A 14750-nucleotide genomic window follows, 5' to 3' on the forward strand; every position below is an offset into this window, starting at 1 on the left:
AAAGACAGCTTAAGCAAGACGCTTAAGATTGCATGAAATACCATGTTTAACTTTTGGTGATTTCACCCGGAAATTGAAGCGTATCAAAGGCCCGGCGTTAGCTCCTCCAAATGGAGCTCTTCGGGGGCCGGTTCGTCGAATAAAGAATCGATCGCCTTATCGTCGACATCGGCGAGGGTTTCGGGGTTCCATTTCGCAGGGCGCCCCTTGCCGTTGATGCGGGCATCGATGCCCTCGGCATAGTCGCGGCTGCGGATCACCTTCTGAACCAGGCGGTATTCCAGCTTCAGCGCCTCGTCGAGGCTGAGCGTCTTGCCGCGGCGCATCTGCTGCAAGGCGATCTTCAGCGAGGTGGGCGACTTCTTGCGCATTTCGGCGGCGGTTTCCTTGGCCCAGTCGGCGTAAGGCCCCTCCTCGGCGTCCAGCCGCTCCAGGATCTCTTCGACCGAGCCGAGACAGAAGATCTCGTTGATCAGCGGGCTGAGCCTTGCCAGCTCGCCCTCGCCTGGATCGCGGTGCAGCCCGTCGAGCAGCCGGTCGATGGGGTGATTATATTGCATGCCGTCGGCGATGACGTGGAAATGCGCTGCTGGGATGCAGTGGCTGACCAGCTCCAGCCGGTAGGCGTCGGCGCGGCTAAGGGTCTTGCCGGTCAGAGCCAGATAGACGCCGGTCTGGTGGCGCAGCCGCGGCAGGAAGTAGGTGCCGCCGCTATCGGGCACATGGCCGATGCCGACCTGCGGCATGCCGAGAGCATAGCCCTCGCCGGCGATGCAGTGGGTGCCGAGCAGGCTGATGCCGACCCCGCCGCCGAGGCAGAGCCCATTGATCAGCGGCACGTTGGGGCGGATGAATTTCTCCAGCACCCAGACATGCTCATAGGCCTTACGGTAGAAGGCGGCGAGACTTTCGAAGTCGCCGGCCTGCAAAAGGCCATGAACCAGCTTCAGATTACCGCCGGCACAAAACACCTTGGGATGGGTGGATTGGGTCACCACGCCGTAGATATGCGGCGCGGGCGTCCAGCGCTGGTAATGCTCGCTCAAGGCGTCGAACATTTCCGGCGTGAGGGCGTTGAGGGAGGCCGGGGAATCGAGCGTGATCATCCCGGCGCGATCGACTTCTTCGAAGGTGATGCCGAGGGTCTCGCTCACCATATATCCTCTTGATCGGATGGTCGGCGTTTGGTTGGAAGGTTGGCGGGCAGCTAGCATTTCAGAGAAAAAACCACAAGAGCGACCGATCGCCGTGCTAGACGGGAGAGGATGATCGGGAGGGAATGAAGAGTTGCGCAAAGTTCAGCCGATTGCGGTCGCTGCTTTCCTGTTCGCTTTAAGCGCCAGCGCGTTCGCCGACGAGGTTCCGCCGCTTCCCGAGCGCAAACCGACCGGAAATGCGTGGAGCGACCTGGTGGACAAGTTCAAAGCCGCGGTGCCGAAGCCCGATCCGGGACCGGTGCTGCCGGAGGATCGCCCGGCCGTCGCCTGGACCGACGAGGAGGTGAGCACCGCCAAGGCGGAATGCGATCAGCTGCTCTCTGAGTTCAAGATCGACTACGAGCCGCTTCCACCGATCCGCCAAGGGGCGTGCGGCACCCCTGCGCCGATCCTGGTGAAATCCATCGGCGACAATCCGAAGATCGACATCGTCCCGCCGGCGAAGCTGCAATGCAAAATGGCGGCGCATCTCAATAGCTGGTTCAGCGAGGTGGTGCAGCCCAAGGCGAAGAATCTGTTCGGTGCGCCGGTGGTCAAGGTGCGCAATGCCGCCGATTACGACTGCCGCAACCGCTATGGCGCCAAGGTCGGCAAGCTGAGCGAGCATGCCAGGGCGGATGCGCTGGATATCTCCTCGTTCACGCTGGAGAGCGGCTCGACGGTGGCGCTGGCCAGCAATTGGCCGAAATTCGTCACGCCTACGACGCCGCCCTTGCCGGTGCGCAATCCGAAGCGCCTCGCCGACGAGGCAGCGGCCGCCAAGCAAGCGGCCGAACGGAAGGTGCAACTGGCGCGCGCCGAATCCTCGATGATGCGGCTGGTCGGCGACAGCATTCTCGAAGTGGTCAAGATGCCGGCACGGGCGGAAGCCGCCGAAGCGCCGGGAGGCGCTGCGTTGACGCCTGCCGTCGCCGACGGTTCGCTGAAGCCGACTTTGGCCGTGGCCGGTCCGCCGAGCGAAACCAGCAAGGGCCAGTTCATGCGGGCGATCCACAAGGGCGCCTGCGCCTATTTCGGCACCGTGCTGGGGCCGGAAGCCAATGCGGCGCATAAGAGCCATTTCCATCTCGACGGCATCGACCGGGCCTCGAATTACTGCCAGTGACGCCAAGGACGTATTGCCGCTGGGCTTGGCAATGAGATGGCAATGAGGGCTCGCAAACCTTATTTCAGCCCTATCCTGGCGCTCCTGTGGCGCGGGTGATAACGTCCTGAGATTCACGGTTTTCCTCTCGTTACCCCAAGAAAAGACGTGCAGCACTCCGACGATAAAACCATTTCGCTCCGCAATGCGCGGATCAAGCGCGCCGGCACTCTCACACCGGAGATGCCGCAGCCCGGCTTTCCCGCAACGCGCCTCCGCCGCAATCGCATGGACGACTGGACCCGGCGCCTGGTGCGCGAGACGACCTTGAGCGTCAACGATCTGATCTGGCCGCTCTTCGTCATCGAGGGCGAAGGTCAGCGCAAGTCGGTCGAGACCATGCCGGGTGTGGAGCGGCTTTCCATCGACTTGGCGGTGCAGGCGGCCAAGGAAGCGGCTGAGCTTGGCCTGCCGGCGATTGCGCTGTTTCCCTACACGGAAGATGCCTTGCGCGACGAGGTGGCGAGCGAAGCGGTCAATCCGGCCAATCTGATCTGCCGGGCGGTGCGCGCCATCAAGCAAGAGGTGCCGGAGATCGGCATCATCTGCGACGTGGCGCTGGATCCCTATACCAGCCACGGCCATGACGGCATCATCATCGACGGCGAGATCGACAATGACCGCAGCGTCGAGGTGCTGGTGCGCCAGGCGATGGTGCAGGCCGAGGCCGGCTGCGATATCCTCGCTCCCTCCGACATGATGGACGGGCGCATCGGGGTGATCCGCATGACGCTGGAAGATGCCGGCTTCGTGAACACCAAGCTTCTATCCTACGCGGCGAAATATGCCTCCGCGCTGTATGGCCCGTTCCGCGATGCGGTCGGCTCCGGCCAAATGCTGAAGGGCGACAAGCGGACCTATCAGATGGATCCGGGCAACACCGAGGAAGCCATCCGGGAAGTGGCGATGGATATCGCCGAGGGCGCCGATATGGTGATGGTGAAGCCGGGGCTCGCCTATCTCGACGTGCTGCACCGGGTGAAACAGACCTTCGGCCTGCCCACCTTCGGCTATCAGACCTCCGGCGAATACGCGATGATCATGGCCGGCATCCAGAATGGCTGGGTCGACCGGCAGAAGGTGGTGCGCGAGATTTTGATCGCTTACCGCCGCGCTGGGGCCGATGCGGTGTTCACCTATTTCGCCCGCGAGATGGCCGAGATCTTGCGCGAAGAAGGCTAAGCCCGGCGGTAATCCCAGCGCCCTGCCCGTCTCTCATCGCTCAGCTTGCCTAATCGGTGACCTTGACCGAGGAGAACACGATCTTCTCGCTCGCCTGCTTGTCGAAATTGTCGCCGCTGAGACCGAAGCGCCAGCCGCGGGCTGGCGGCTGGCCGCGCAGCTCGCGCAGTTCGTCACCGTTGACGAAGAAGCTGACATGGTTGCCGCTGGCCTTGACCCGGAGCTGATTGGTGCTGCCGGGCTGCACCTTGATGGCGTCGGATTTCATGTTCTGGACGATGACCTGCCAGCGGCCGTCCTGCCGCCGGGCGATCCAGTATTTGCCGTTATTGAGGATGCCGAACTGAAAGAAGTTCGACGAATCTTCGCCCCAGAACAGGATGCCGGCGCCGAGGATGCCGTTCTCCTCCTTGGGCCAGACCGCATCGGCGCAGATATCGACATTCTCCTCGACCGTGTGGCTGATATTGAGATTGGCCTGCATATCGTCGGGCTCGAGGGCGAAGGTGAAGTTGCCGTCGGCAATCTCGACCGCGTTGTTCAGCGCCCAGCCGCCGGCGTCGTCGTCGAAATCGTCGCTGAATTTGAGCTGTGTGCCTTCGCAGGCCTGCGCGGCGGGGGCGAGCCCCAGAGCGACAGCGGAAACGAGAAATGCGAGCAGAGCGATGCGACGCGTGTTCATGGATGGCCCCTCTTCTCCAAGCGCGACAGCGTGACTTTGCAATCTCTAGCCGCTCCCCCTCTTTCCGGCAACCATACGTCGCAAATGTCCGGTAAAAACACGAGGCGTTTCATCGTTTATCCCCGTGGGTCCGCGCCGGGCTCGCCCGATGATTGCATTCGGGGCCGCAATGCCCATGTTGTAGCGTGAAGACGGGCCGCGGCTTTTATCGGCGGCGCATGGTCAGCACAGGCGAAACGAGAGGCAGATGAGCGACACCAGCAACGCATCGGACGAGATGGGCACGCCGTTCAATCCGGCATTCGACGCCGCGACGCATCCGGAACTGTTCCAGGGTGTGCTGAGGCGGCGCATCGCAGCCTTCATTCTCGACGCGCTGATCATCACCCTGTTGTGGATTTTAGCTGTCGTCGTGGTGCTGGTGCTCGGCGTGCTGACCTTGGGGCTGGCCTGGCTGCTGATCGGTGCGATCTTCCCGATCGTCGGTCTCGGCTACAACGCCATGACCGTCGGCGGGCCCAACCAGTCGACCATCGGCATGCGCCAGATGGGGCTCACGGTGAAGATGTGGCATGGCGGAACCGTCTCGCCGCTGATCGGGGCGTTCCATGCGCTGCTTTTCTGGCTGTCGCTGACCATCTTCTTCCCGATCCTGCTCTGGCCGATCATCGACCGGCAGAAGCGCTGCCTGCACGATATTTTCGCCGGTGTGGTGCTGGTTCGCGACCGTTAAGCCGGTTTTAGGGGCCGCGCGCTTCAATTCTTGGCGGGCGCCGCATCGCCAATTGCTCTCAAGGCGGACTATCCACTAGACTGCGGCTAAGGTCGAATTTTCGGGGCGAGCCTTGCGTGACGGAGCATAAGAGCAACTTTCCGGAGTTCTATATCACGGCGCCGCAGCCGTGCCCGTATCTGGCTGGGCGCTTCGAGCGCAAGCTGTTCACCCATCTCACCCCCGACAAGCCCGACGTCCTTATCGACAATCTGCTGAAAGGCGGTTTCCGGCGCAGCCAGAACATCGCCTATATGCCGTATTGCGATTCCTGCGCGGCCTGCGTGCCGGTACGGATCCTGGTGGACGAATTCCAGCCCAGCCGTTCGCTGAAGCGCATCGCGCGGTCCAACCGCGATCTGATGATGTCGCGCTGCAATCCGGTGCCCAATAGCGAGCAATATTCGCTGTTCCGCAGCTATATCGATTCCCGCCACGCGGACGGCGGCATGGCCGAGATGTCGGTGCTCGACTATTCGCTGATGGTCGAGGATAGCGTGGTGGACACCTTCCTCACCGAATACCGGGTGAAGCCCGATCCGGAAGGCGACGGTGAGACGCCGCTGGCCGCGGTGTGCCTCTGCGACCGGCTGAGCGACGGCATTTCCATGGTCTACAGCTTCTACGATCCGGAGCAGAACGCGCGCAGCCTCGGCACCTATATGATCCTGGAGCATGTGGAATACGCCAGGAGCCTCGGGCTGCCATACGTCTATCTCGGCTATTGGATCGAGGGCTCGCGCAAGATGCGCTACAAGAACCGCTTCCACCCGCAGGAGCATCTGACCTCCAAGGGCTGGGTGCGGTATGACGGCACCTCGCCGTGCGAGGAGAGCGGGCCTTGCGATGGACGGCCGCGCAAAGTCGCCCCCGCCATCACCGATTTCTAGAAAAGCCGCTTAAACGCCGATTCGCTCAGCCCTGGTTGTCGAAACGCGGGCCGAAGCTGTTCGACTTCGGGAAGCCGCGCGGTGCCATGCGGCCGGCCTGGGCGCGGTCGCCCCACCAATCGGCAAGCTCCTCGCCGGCCAAAGTGAAGGTGCGGCCTGCATTGCTGTAGGCAAGCCCCTCGGCTTTCGAGAAGGTCTTGGCATCGGCGATGCCGCCATCCTTATAGCGCTGCAGGCGGACGCCCTTGCCGCGGGGCATTTCGGGCAGGTCCTGCAGCGGGAACAGCAGCAGCTTGCGGTTCTCGCCCATCACCGCGACGCTGTCGCCGACCGCAGGCGCGCAAAGCGCCGCCTCGCCGGTGCCGACATTAATCACCTGCTTGCCCTTGCGGGTCATGGCAACGACGTCGGCCTCGGGCACCACGAAACCGTGGCCCGTGGCGGCGGCGACCAGAAGCTTGCGCTCCTTGTCGTGCACGAAAAGCTCCACCGCGTCGGCGGTGCCTTCGACATCGATCATCAGGCGGAAGGGTTCGCCATGGCCGCGTCCGCCGGGCAGCTTATTGGCGGGCAGCGCATAGAAGCGGCCATTGGTGGCGAACAGCAGCAGCGTATCGGTGGTGTAGGCTTTGACCGCCCGCTTCAGCCGGTCGCCGTCCTTGAAGCTCAGGCTTTCGATGCCGTTCTGGTGGCCCTTGATGGCGCGGATCCAGCCCTTCTCCGATAGGATGACGGTGACCGGCTCCTTCTCGATCATGGCTTGCGCCAGGTCGACTTCGGTTTCAGGCGCATCCTCGAAATTGGAGCGGCGCCGGCCGAGCTCGGTATCGGGGCCGAAGGCCTTGCGCACCTCCCTGATCTCGCCGGAAATCTTCTTCCATTGCAGATCTTCGGATTCCAGCAGCGCTTTCAGCTCTTTGCGCTCGGCCGTCAGCGCCTCGTGCTCCCGGCGGAGTTCCATCTCCTCCAGCTTGCGCAAGGAGCGCAGCCGCATATTGAGGATCGCCTCGGCCTGCACCTCGGTCAGCTCGAAGGTTTGCATCAGGGCGGGCTTGGGCTCGTCCTCCTCGCGGATGATGCGGATCACCTCGTCGAGATTGAGGAAGACGATGATGTAGCCGTCGAGCACCTCCAGCCGGTGATCGATCTTGCCGAGACGGAAATTGGTGCGCCGGATCAGCACTTCGAGCCGGTGATCGAGCCATTCGCGCAACACCTGGCGCAGGCTCAGCACATTGGGGACGCGGCCGCGGCTCAGCACATTCATGTTGAGCGAGAGCCGCGATTCCAGCTCGGTCACCTTGAACAGGGATTCCATCAGCACGACCGGATCGACGGTGCGGGTCTTGGGCTCCAGGATCAGGCGGATCTCTTCGGTGGATTCGTCGCGGATATCGCCGAGCAGCGGCAGCTTCTTCTGCAACAGAAGTTCGGCGATGCGCTCCACCAGGCGCGATTTCTGCACCTGATAGGGAATCTCGGTGATGACGATCTGATAGGCGCCGCGGCCGGTGTCTTCCTTCTCCCAGCGGGCGCGAACCCGGAAGGCGCCCTTCCCGGTCTTATAGGCCTCGACGATATTCTCGCGCGGCTCGACGATGATACCGCCCGTCGGGAGGTCCGGCCCCGGCACCAGCTCCACCAGCTTCTCTGCCGTGGCATTGGGAAATTTGATCAGATGCAGCGCCGCATCGCAGAGCTCGGCGGCATTATGGGGCGGGATGCTGGTTGCCATGCCGACGGCAATGCCGGAGGAGCCATTGGCCAACAGGTTGGGGAAATTGCCGGGCAGCACGACCGGCTCGTGGTCCTCGCCGTCGTAAGTGGCGCGGAAGTCGATGGCGTCTTCGTCGATGCCTTCCAGCAGCAGAGCGGCGACCTCGGTCAGCCGCGCCTCGGTGTAGCGCATGGCGGCGGCGTTATCGCCGTCGACATTGCCGAAATTGCCCTGCCCGTCGACCAGCGGATAGCGTACCGCGAAATCCTGGGCGAGACGCACCAACGTGTCGTAGACGGCGCGGTCGCCATGGGGATGAAACTTGCCGATCACGTCGCCGACGACGCGAGCGCATTTCTTGAAGCCGCCTTGCGGGTCGAGCTTGAGCTGCCGCATGGCGAAGAGCAGCCGCCTATGCACCGGCTTCAGCCCATCGCGCACATCGGGCAGCGCCCGCTGGGTGATGGTCGACAGTGCATAGGCGAGATAGCGCTCTTCCAGCGCCTCGCGCAGATTGATCGGCTCGATCGGCCCCGAATCGGGGGGCGGTGCTGCTTTTCCCATGAGAGTCGGTTAGCGCATCGCTCCGGCGCACTCAAGGCGGGGCATCGCTGCAGGGGTTTTGCAGTTGCCTGACGCGGGTATTGTCATCACTATTGCAATCCTGAATAGCAATAAACATCTCGATCCGGGGGGGACGATGAGTGATCAAGAATTCGGGAAGCGAAATCAGACGCCCGCAGTAAGGCCCAACCCGCCGCCGCCACATCCCTTGGATCGGCAATGGTTCGTGCATTCCAATGGAGCTTCATCGGGGCCGTTTTCCGGCCATGAGATCAAGCAGATGAAGCAAGACGGCAGCTTATCGGCAAGTGACTATCTTTGCGCTGTCGGCGCGTCCCAATGGAGCCTCGCGAGCGAGGAGCCGGTCCTAGGCAAGCTTTTCGCACCGCCACCGCCGGATCCTGTCGCCCCGGTCTCTGGCAATAGCGGGACGGTGGTCCAAGTTACCAACACCGTACAGGCCGCGCCGGCAATCAATCCGGATGGTACGTTTGGTCCGAAATCGCCGGGCGTGGCCCTACTGCTCTCGTTGCTGTTTTGCGGTGCCGGTCAGCTTTATAACGGTCAGGTCGGCAAAGGTATCTTGATGTTCGTCGGCTGCGTCTTGCTTTGGTTCGTGTTTATGGGATGGGCGATTTGGATATGGTCGGTAATCGATGCCTATACGACCGCCAAGCGGCTGAACCTTGCCTATCAGCAGCAAATGGCAATCAGGACCGTCTAGGGTGAGTGACTCTTACCATCCGGCTTCGTGCCCCTCTTGCGGCACACTACTTCGTGGTCGGTCGATCTGCCCGCAATGCGGCGCGCTCGTCCCTTTGGAATCTGGCGCTCTCAATTTCTGGCTTTCGCTGAAAGACCGAATGAGGAACCTCGGATACGGCGTTTCCCAGTCTGCACGGCGTCGGATATTGCTATGGACGGGCGCTCTGGTCCCTCTGTTGGTTTGGCCTGCCTTGTTCAGCCTTGCCTACGCGTCTTGGAAAACACGCCGCGGCGAAGGTGCCACGGAAGAATATCGCTGGATCAGCCTCATTGCGCTGGCGAATGTGGTGATAAGTTTTGTGCTTCTCTACAGCATCCACGGATGGCTAGCGGACCATTTTCTTCAATTGGTCTCCGGGCTAAAGGCCACTCTGTTTGGCGGTCAAACAGATTCCTCCCACATCTCGCCAGGCGTCCGGAAACTCGATATCTGAGCTGACTCGTATGGAATCGTTTTTGGCGACTGATTTTGCGTTTCGGAGCGAAAATTCGCGCGATCTAGGTCGCACTAAGCCGGCGCCGGCTTCTTCCGGTTCAGAAGCGTGATCATCCGCTCGCGGGCTTGCGGCATGGCCACGCCTTGCGGGCCGAAGATATGCCGGTCGAGGAAGAAGCCGGTGAGCTCGAAGCCCGAGCTGAGGTCGTTTGCCGTCACCTCCACCTGGGCATCGCGCAAAAAGGCCGGCAGCGGCAATAGCTTCTCCGCATATGGCTCGCCGGCCTCCGCGGAGACGGCCCGGCCGGAGCGCGGCGAGACATAGGTCAGCGCATCGGTGACGCCGGTGGCGGCGCAGGCGCTGAGGTCCAAGCCAAACCCCATATCGCCAAGAAAATCGAGCTCCCAGCGGACCAGCTGGGCGGGCCAGATCTCGCGCTCATCCAGATTGGCGAAGACGGCGAGCGCGGAGCGATACAGCGCCGGATGGGGATCGCGCTCGGGCAGGAGCCTAGCCATAGATGTGAGGGATTCGATGGCGGCGAGCGCCACCGGATCGTCCAGCACGCCGGCGGCATTGGCGTCGATCAGCTCCACGGTCATAGAGCCGAGATGCTCGGCCAGCCGGGCGCGCCAGGTGATGTGAACGTGATTGCTCGGCTGCAGCAGCGGACGCAGACGGCGCGAACGGCCGCCGCGCACCAGGCCGAGATGGCGGCCATGCTCGGCGGTCAGCATTTCGGCGATCACATTGGCTTCGCCCAAAGGCCGCACCGAAAGCACGATAGCGTCGTCGCGCCAATCCATGGTTTTTCACGTCCATGCCGGCAGGGGGCTTCTTGAGCCCCCATCAAACCCAGCTCTGACCCCCTCCCCGACCCTCCCCCTTTTAGGGGGAGGGAGGCCGCTGTGCCTTTGCTCTCCCCTCCCCCTGAAAGGAGGGCAGAATTCGAGATAACAGTTCTGCCTTATCCCTTGGGATAATCCAGCCCCATTTCGCGATAGCGCTCCGGATCCTCGGACCAGCGCTCGCGCACCTTCACGAACAAGAACAGATGCACCGGCGTGCCGGCGATCTCGGCAATCTCTTTGCGTGCGGCCTGGCCGATCTCCTTGATCGTCGCGCCCTTGGCGCCGAGCACGATCTTCTTCTGACTATCGCGCTCCACATAGATGGTCTGCTCGATGCGGGCGCTGCCGTCGCGCAGGGTCTTCCATTCGGTGGGCTCGACGGTCAGCGAATAGGGCAGCTCCTCGTGCAGACGCAGAAACAGCTTCTCGCGGGTGATCTCGGCGGCGGCCTGGCGCAGCGGTGCGTCGGTGAGCTGATCCTCCGGGAACAGCCAGGGGCCCGGCGGCACGCTCTCGGCGAGATAAGTCTTCAGATCGGCGACGCCGTCGCCGGTGAGCGCGGAGATCATGAAGATGCGGTCGAAGCTTCCGGTTTCGGAGAGCTTGGCCACCAGCTCCAGAAGCTTCGGCTTCTTGACTAGGTCGACCTTGTTGAGCGCGCAAGCGACGGGGCGCTTCACCTCGCCGATATGTTCGAGCACCGCTTCCAGCCCCTCGTCGATGCCGCGCTTGGCATCGATCACCAGGAGGACGAGATCGGCATCCCCTGCCCGGTCCCAAGCCGCCGCGGTCATGGCTCGGTCCAGGCGCCGCTTGGGCTGAAAGATGCCGGGCGTATCGACCAGGACGATCTGCGATTTGTCCTGAAGCGCCAGCCCGCGCACCGGGCCGCGCGTGGTCTGGGCCTTGTGGGTCACGATGGAGATCTTGGCGCCGACCAGGGAATTGGTCAGGGTGGACTTGCCGCTATTGGGCGCGCCGATCAGAGCGACGAAGCCGCAGCGGGTGCCGGTCTCGGATTCAGGCATATCGGGCGTCTCGGCCATATCAGCCATGGGCGCGCTCCCAGATCTTTTCGCGAAGCAGAAAGGCCAGTGCGGCGGCCTGCTCGGCGGCGCGTTTGCTGGCCCCCTCGCCGCGGGCCGGCTCCTCGCCCTCGATGCAGACTTCGGTGGTAAACAGCGGGGCGTGATCGGGGCCGGAGCGTCCGGCTTCCACATAGCGGGGAAGCGGCAGGCCGCGCCCTTGCGCCCATTCCTGCAATGCCGATTTGGCGTCGGCCGCGGCCTCTTCCAGCTCGTGCAGATACGGCTCCCAGAAGCGGTGGATCAGATCGCGGGCCCTCTGATAGTCGGCATCGAGGAACACCGCGCCCAGCACCGCCTCGCAGGCATTGGCGAGGATAGTCATCTTCTTGCGCCCGCCGCTGCCGGCCTCGCCGCCGCTCATTACCAGCACATTGCCGAGCTCCCAAACCTGGCCCACCTCGGCGCAAGTGTTGGCGCGGACGAGATGATTGAACCAGCGGGCGAGCTGACCTTCCGGCGCATCGGGAAAGGTGGCGGTCAAGAGTTCGGCGATGGCGAGGCCCAGCACGCGGTCGCCGAGGAATTCCAGCCGCTCATTGTCCTTGTCGGCCTTGGCCACGGCACGGGCGCTGGAATGGGTCAGCGCCAGTTTCAGAAGGCCGGGATCGCTGAAGTGGTAGCCGAGCCTATCGCAAAGCTGTTTCAGGCCGTGGTCGTTCTGCTTGCCCAAGCCTAACGCACCAGATCGAAGAGGCGCGAGCCGCGCACCGCGGTCGGCCAACGCCAGAGCTGCCAGAAATGAGCGCCCTCGCCGAGGGAGAAGAAGATCACCTGAGCATGGCCGATCAGATTCTCCACCGGCACATAGCCGACCTCGGAGAGGAAGCGGCTGTCGGTGGAGTTGTCGCGGTTGTCGCCCATCATGAAGAGATGGTTCGGCGGCACCTTATAGACCTCGGTGTTGTCGCTAATTCCGTTCTGCACCAGGTCGAGGGTGCGATAGCTCACCCCGTTGGGCAGGGTCTCGCGATATTGCGGCAGGTGCCGTTCGGCGCCGGTCGGCGTGTAGGAGGTGAAATCCTCGATGCGCTCCTTCTTCACCGGCGTGCCGTTGATGTAGAGCACGCCTTTGCGCATCTGGATCTCGTCGCCGGGAAGGCCGATGACGCGTTTGATGTAGTCGGTCTTGTTGTCGGTGGGCAGCTTGAACACCACCACGTCGCCCCGCTTCGGCAGGCTGCCGAAGATGCGCCCGGAGAACAGGTCCGGGCTGAAGGGGAAGGAATATTTGCTGTAGCCGTAGCTGTATTTCGAGACGAACAGATAATCGCCGATCAGCAGCGTCGGAATCATCGAGCCGGACGGGATATTGAACGGCTGGAACAGGAAGATCCGCACCAACAGCGCAAGCAGCAGGGCCGGAATGATGACCGTGAAGATACTGCTTCGCGGCTCGGCGTCCTGCTTCTCGACGTCGGCCGACGCCTTCTCCTCGCTGGATGATGTCATAACCGGTGCTGACCTTTCGTTGGAGAGAGCCCTATAGACCCTCGTCGGGCGCGAGGCAAACGCCTCAGCGAAGCGCCCCCTCTGGGACGGCGGAAATTATCACGATGGCCTGCGCCGTCGGGAAATCGTCGGTGATGGTGAGATCGATTCGGGTGGTGAGGCCTTCGGGCGTGATACGTTCCAGCGCCTGCAGTGCCCCGCCGGTGAGTGCCATGGTGGGGCGGCCCGAGGCAAGGTTCACCACACCCATATCGCGCCAGAACACGCCTTCGCTGAAGCCGGTGCCCAGCGCCTTGGAGCAGGCCTCCTTGGCGGCGAAGCGCTTGGCATAGGAAGCGGCGCGCAGCGCGCGGGCGTCGGATTTCGCCCGTTCGATATCGGTGAAGATGCGGTCGAGAAACCGGTCGCCGTAGCGCTCGATGGTCTTCTCCACCCGCCGGATGTCGATAATGTCGTTGCCGAGGCCGATGATCATGTCGTTTCGCTAAAGTGCGCCCTCTTCCGCCTGCGCCGCCGCCTGTTTGCGGGTGCGCCGCATGATGTCGTGCATATGGCGAATGGATTCGCGAAGTCCCACGAAGATGCCTTCGCTGATCAGGAAGTGGCCGATATTCAGCTCCACCACTTGCGGGATCGCCGCAACCGGCTTGACGTTGGTGTAGGTGAAGCCGTGGCCGGCATGGACCTCCAGCCCCTTCTCGGCGGCGAAGGCGGCGGCGGTCTCGATCCGCGCCAGCTCCCTGGCGAAATCGTCGGCCCGGCCGTCGATCTCCGCATTGCAATAGGTGCCGGTGTGAAGCTCCACCGCATCGGCGCCGACATCGGCGGCCACCGCGATCTGCTCAAGATCGGGATCGAGGAACAGGGAGACACGGATACCGGCGGCCCGCAAGGCGCGGATGAAACGGCTCAGCCCCTCGCCCTGGGCAGCAGCATCGAGGCCACCTTCGGTGGTCAGCTCCTCGCGCCGCTCCGGCACCAGGCAACAGGCATGGGGGCGATGCTGCAGAGCGATCGCCTGCATCTCCGGCGTCACTGCCATCTCCATGTTCAGCGGAATGGGCATTTCGGCGAGCATGGCGATATCGGCGTCGCGGATATGGCGCCGGTCCTCGCGCAGATGGGCGGTGATGTTGTCGGCGCCGGCATCGATCGCCACCTGGGCGGCGCGTTTGAGATCGGGATAAGGCGCGCCGCGAGCGTTCCGCAAGGTGGCGACATGGTCGATATTCACGCCGAGGCGTATGGGAGGAAATTCGGGCATTACGGTTTGTCCATTGGACGGTGGCCCTTGCGGGCCGCATGAGGCGGTTACGGTGCGCTGACGATCTCGCCCTGGGGACGGCGCAAGGCGAAACGGCGACGGCGGCGCTCCTGATAGACCTGCACGGCGGTCTTCATCAGGAAATAGGCGATCGCCGCGACGAGAAGGCCGATAGGAATACTGCCGAGCAGCGTCGGCTTGAAGATCGGCCAGATCTGCTCCCAGGAGGCGCTGAACAGGTTCCTGGAGAAATCGGCGTGGAGATGGTTTGGCGGCAAGCCGAGCAACACGGTGCCGACCTTGTAGCTGGCGTACCAGGCAATCGGATAGGTCACCGGATTGCCGACGAAGGTGCCGAAGAAGGAGGCGACGATGCTGCCGCCCATGGCCCAAGCGACCAGGGCGCTGAGGATGACATGGCAGCCGAGCAGCGGCGTGGTGGCGATGAAGCAGCCGATCGCGAAGCCCAGCGCGATGGCATGGGGGCTGGCGCTCAGGCGTTTCAGCCTGTGGGTCACGTAGAGAGTCGAGCGGGTCCAGCTCCGCCGCGGCCAAAGATGCACTCTGGCCTTGGTCAGCAAGGGCTCTTCCTCACGGCGTTTGAACAGCATGAGCAACCTCAAAGCATGCAAACGGGCTGGAAAAATGGCAGCCACTGCACGTTTCTAAGCCCTATAAAGGTAAGAAATGAACCAACGCAACCAAGTCCGCGGACGATGCGCCGCAGG

At 62.9% G+C, this 14750-nt stretch carries 15 protein-coding genes; 5 read left to right on the forward strand and 10 right to left on the reverse strand.

What is annotated here, in order from left to right; translation table 11 throughout:
* Positions 1-83: 83 nt before the first annotated feature.
* Positions 84-1157 (reverse strand): enoyl-CoA hydratase/isomerase family protein, encoded by a 1074-nt coding sequence (locus HT051_RS09190; protein ID WP_174541752.1) that lies wholly within the window; start codon positions 1155-1157, stop codon positions 84-86.
* A 130-nt stretch (positions 1158-1287) separates the two neighbouring features.
* Between HT051_RS09190 and HT051_RS09195 the strand changes: the two genes are divergently transcribed.
* Both HT051_RS09195 and hemB read left to right on the forward strand, forming a co-directional pair.
* Positions 1288-2322, forward strand: a complete 1035-nt coding sequence (locus HT051_RS09195; RefSeq protein WP_174541753.1) for an extensin family protein — start codon at positions 1288-1290, stop codon at positions 2320-2322.
* 222 nt (positions 2323-2544) lie between these two features.
* A complete protein-coding gene (gene hemB, locus HT051_RS09200; RefSeq protein WP_174542950.1) occupies positions 2545-3543 on the forward strand; it encodes a porphobilinogen synthase in 999 nt (332 codons plus the stop codon).
* Positions 3544-3592: 49 nt separating this feature from the next.
* Here the strand turns inward: hemB and HT051_RS09205 are convergent, their stop codons facing one another.
* Positions 3593-4225, reverse strand: a complete 633-nt coding sequence (locus HT051_RS09205; protein WP_174541754.1) for a hypothetical protein — start codon at positions 4223-4225, stop codon at positions 3593-3595.
* A 247-nt stretch (positions 4226-4472) separates the two neighbouring features.
* On the opposite strand from HT051_RS09205, the gene HT051_RS09210 reads away from it, so the two are divergent.
* Positions 4473-4958, forward strand: coding sequence for an RDD family protein (locus HT051_RS09210; RefSeq protein WP_208454301.1), 486 nt, complete (start codon positions 4473-4475; stop codon positions 4956-4958).
* A gap of 116 nt (positions 4959-5074) precedes the next feature.
* Entirely contained in the window at positions 5075-5887 is an 813-nt protein-coding gene (locus HT051_RS09215) for an arginyltransferase (RefSeq protein WP_174541755.1), read from the forward strand.
* A gap of 25 nt (positions 5888-5912) precedes the next feature.
* Here the strand turns inward: HT051_RS09215 and parC are convergent, their stop codons facing one another.
* Positions 5913-8168 carry a DNA topoisomerase IV subunit A gene (gene parC, locus HT051_RS09220; RefSeq protein ID WP_174541756.1) on the reverse strand — a complete coding sequence of 752 codons (2256 nt, stop codon included), beginning with the start codon at positions 8166-8168 and terminating at the stop codon, positions 5913-5915.
* 136 nt (positions 8169-8304) lie between these two features.
* Between parC and HT051_RS09225 the strand changes: the two genes are divergently transcribed.
* Positions 8305-8892 carry a GYF domain-containing protein gene (locus tag HT051_RS09225; RefSeq protein WP_208454302.1) on the forward strand — a complete coding sequence of 196 codons (588 nt, stop codon included), beginning with the start codon at positions 8305-8307 and terminating at the stop codon, positions 8890-8892.
* Between the two features lie 549 nt (positions 8893-9441).
* On the opposite strand, the gene recO is transcribed toward HT051_RS09225, so the two are convergent.
* From recO to HT051_RS09260, 7 genes are all read right to left on the reverse strand, one after another.
* On the reverse strand, positions 9442-10176 hold the full coding sequence (gene recO, locus HT051_RS09230; RefSeq protein ID WP_174541758.1) for a DNA repair protein RecO: 735 nt from the start codon (positions 10174-10176) through the stop codon (positions 9442-9444).
* 161 nt (positions 10177-10337) lie between these two features.
* Positions 10338-11267: a GTPase Era gene (gene era / locus HT051_RS09235; RefSeq protein WP_371740608.1), complete on the reverse strand. Its 930-nt coding sequence runs from the start codon at positions 11265-11267 to the stop codon at positions 10338-10340.
* Between the two features lies 1 nt (position 11268).
* Complete coding sequence (gene rnc / locus HT051_RS09240) at positions 11269-11979, reverse strand: ribonuclease III (protein WP_174541760.1); 711 nt, start codon at positions 11977-11979, stop codon at positions 11269-11271.
* 2 nt (positions 11980-11981) lie between these two features.
* Positions 11982-12758, reverse strand: a complete 777-nt coding sequence (gene lepB, locus HT051_RS09245; protein ID WP_174541761.1) for a signal peptidase I — start codon at positions 12756-12758, stop codon at positions 11982-11984.
* A gap of 64 nt (positions 12759-12822) precedes the next feature.
* On the reverse strand, positions 12823-13233 hold the full coding sequence (gene acpS, locus HT051_RS09250; RefSeq protein ID WP_174541762.1) for a holo-ACP synthase: 411 nt from the start codon (positions 13231-13233) through the stop codon (positions 12823-12825).
* Positions 13234-13242: 9 nt separating this feature from the next.
* A complete protein-coding gene (locus HT051_RS09255) occupies positions 13243-14022 on the reverse strand; it encodes a pyridoxine 5'-phosphate synthase (RefSeq protein ID WP_174541763.1) in 780 nt (259 codons plus the stop codon).
* 47 nt (positions 14023-14069) lie between these two features.
* Entirely contained in the window at positions 14070-14633 is a 564-nt protein-coding gene (locus tag HT051_RS09260) for a DUF2062 domain-containing protein (protein WP_174541764.1), read from the reverse strand.
* Positions 14634-14750: the final 117 nt, after the last annotated feature.

The sequence above is a fragment of the Methyloligella sp. GL2 genome, assembly GCF_013341275.1.
In the GTDB taxonomy this organism is placed as follows: Bacteria; Pseudomonadota; Alphaproteobacteria; order Rhizobiales; family Methyloligellaceae; genus Methyloligella.

Coding starts and splice junctions, on each gene's coding strand:
- HT051_RS09190 (WP_174541752.1), bottom strand. CDS start 1,157: ATGGTGAGCGAGACCCTCGGCATCACCTTCGAAGAAGTCGATCGCGCC.
- hemB (WP_174542950.1), top strand. CDS start 2,545: ATGCCGCAGCCCGGCTTTCCCGCAACGCGCCTCCGCCGCAATCGCATG.
- HT051_RS09205 (WP_174541754.1), bottom strand. CDS start 4,225: ATGAACACGCGTCGCATCGCTCTGCTCGCATTTCTCGTTTCCGCTGTC.
- HT051_RS09210 (WP_208454301.1), top strand. CDS start 4,473: ATGAGCGACACCAGCAACGCATCGGACGAGATGGGCACGCCGTTCAAT.
- parC (WP_174541756.1), bottom strand. CDS start 8,168: ATGGGAAAAGCAGCACCGCCCCCCGATTCGGGGCCGATCGAGCCGATC.
- HT051_RS09225 (WP_208454302.1), top strand. CDS start 8,305: ATGAGTGATCAAGAATTCGGGAAGCGAAATCAGACGCCCGCAGTAAGG.
- recO (WP_174541758.1), bottom strand. CDS start 10,176: ATGGATTGGCGCGACGACGCTATCGTGCTTTCGGTGCGGCCTTTGGGC.
- era (WP_371740608.1), bottom strand. CDS start 11,267: ATGGCCGAGACGCCCGATATGCCTGAATCCGAGACCGGCACCCGCTGC.
- lepB (WP_174541761.1), bottom strand. CDS start 12,758: ATGACATCATCCAGCGAGGAGAAGGCGTCGGCCGACGTCGAGAAGCAG.
- acpS (WP_174541762.1), bottom strand. CDS start 13,233: ATGATCATCGGCCTCGGCAACGACATTATCGACATCCGGCGGGTGGAG.
- HT051_RS09255 (WP_174541763.1), bottom strand. CDS start 14,022: ATGCCCGAATTTCCTCCCATACGCCTCGGCGTGAATATCGACCATGTC.
- HT051_RS09260 (WP_174541764.1), bottom strand. CDS start 14,633: ATGCTGTTCAAACGCCGTGAGGAAGAGCCCTTGCTGACCAAGGCCAGA.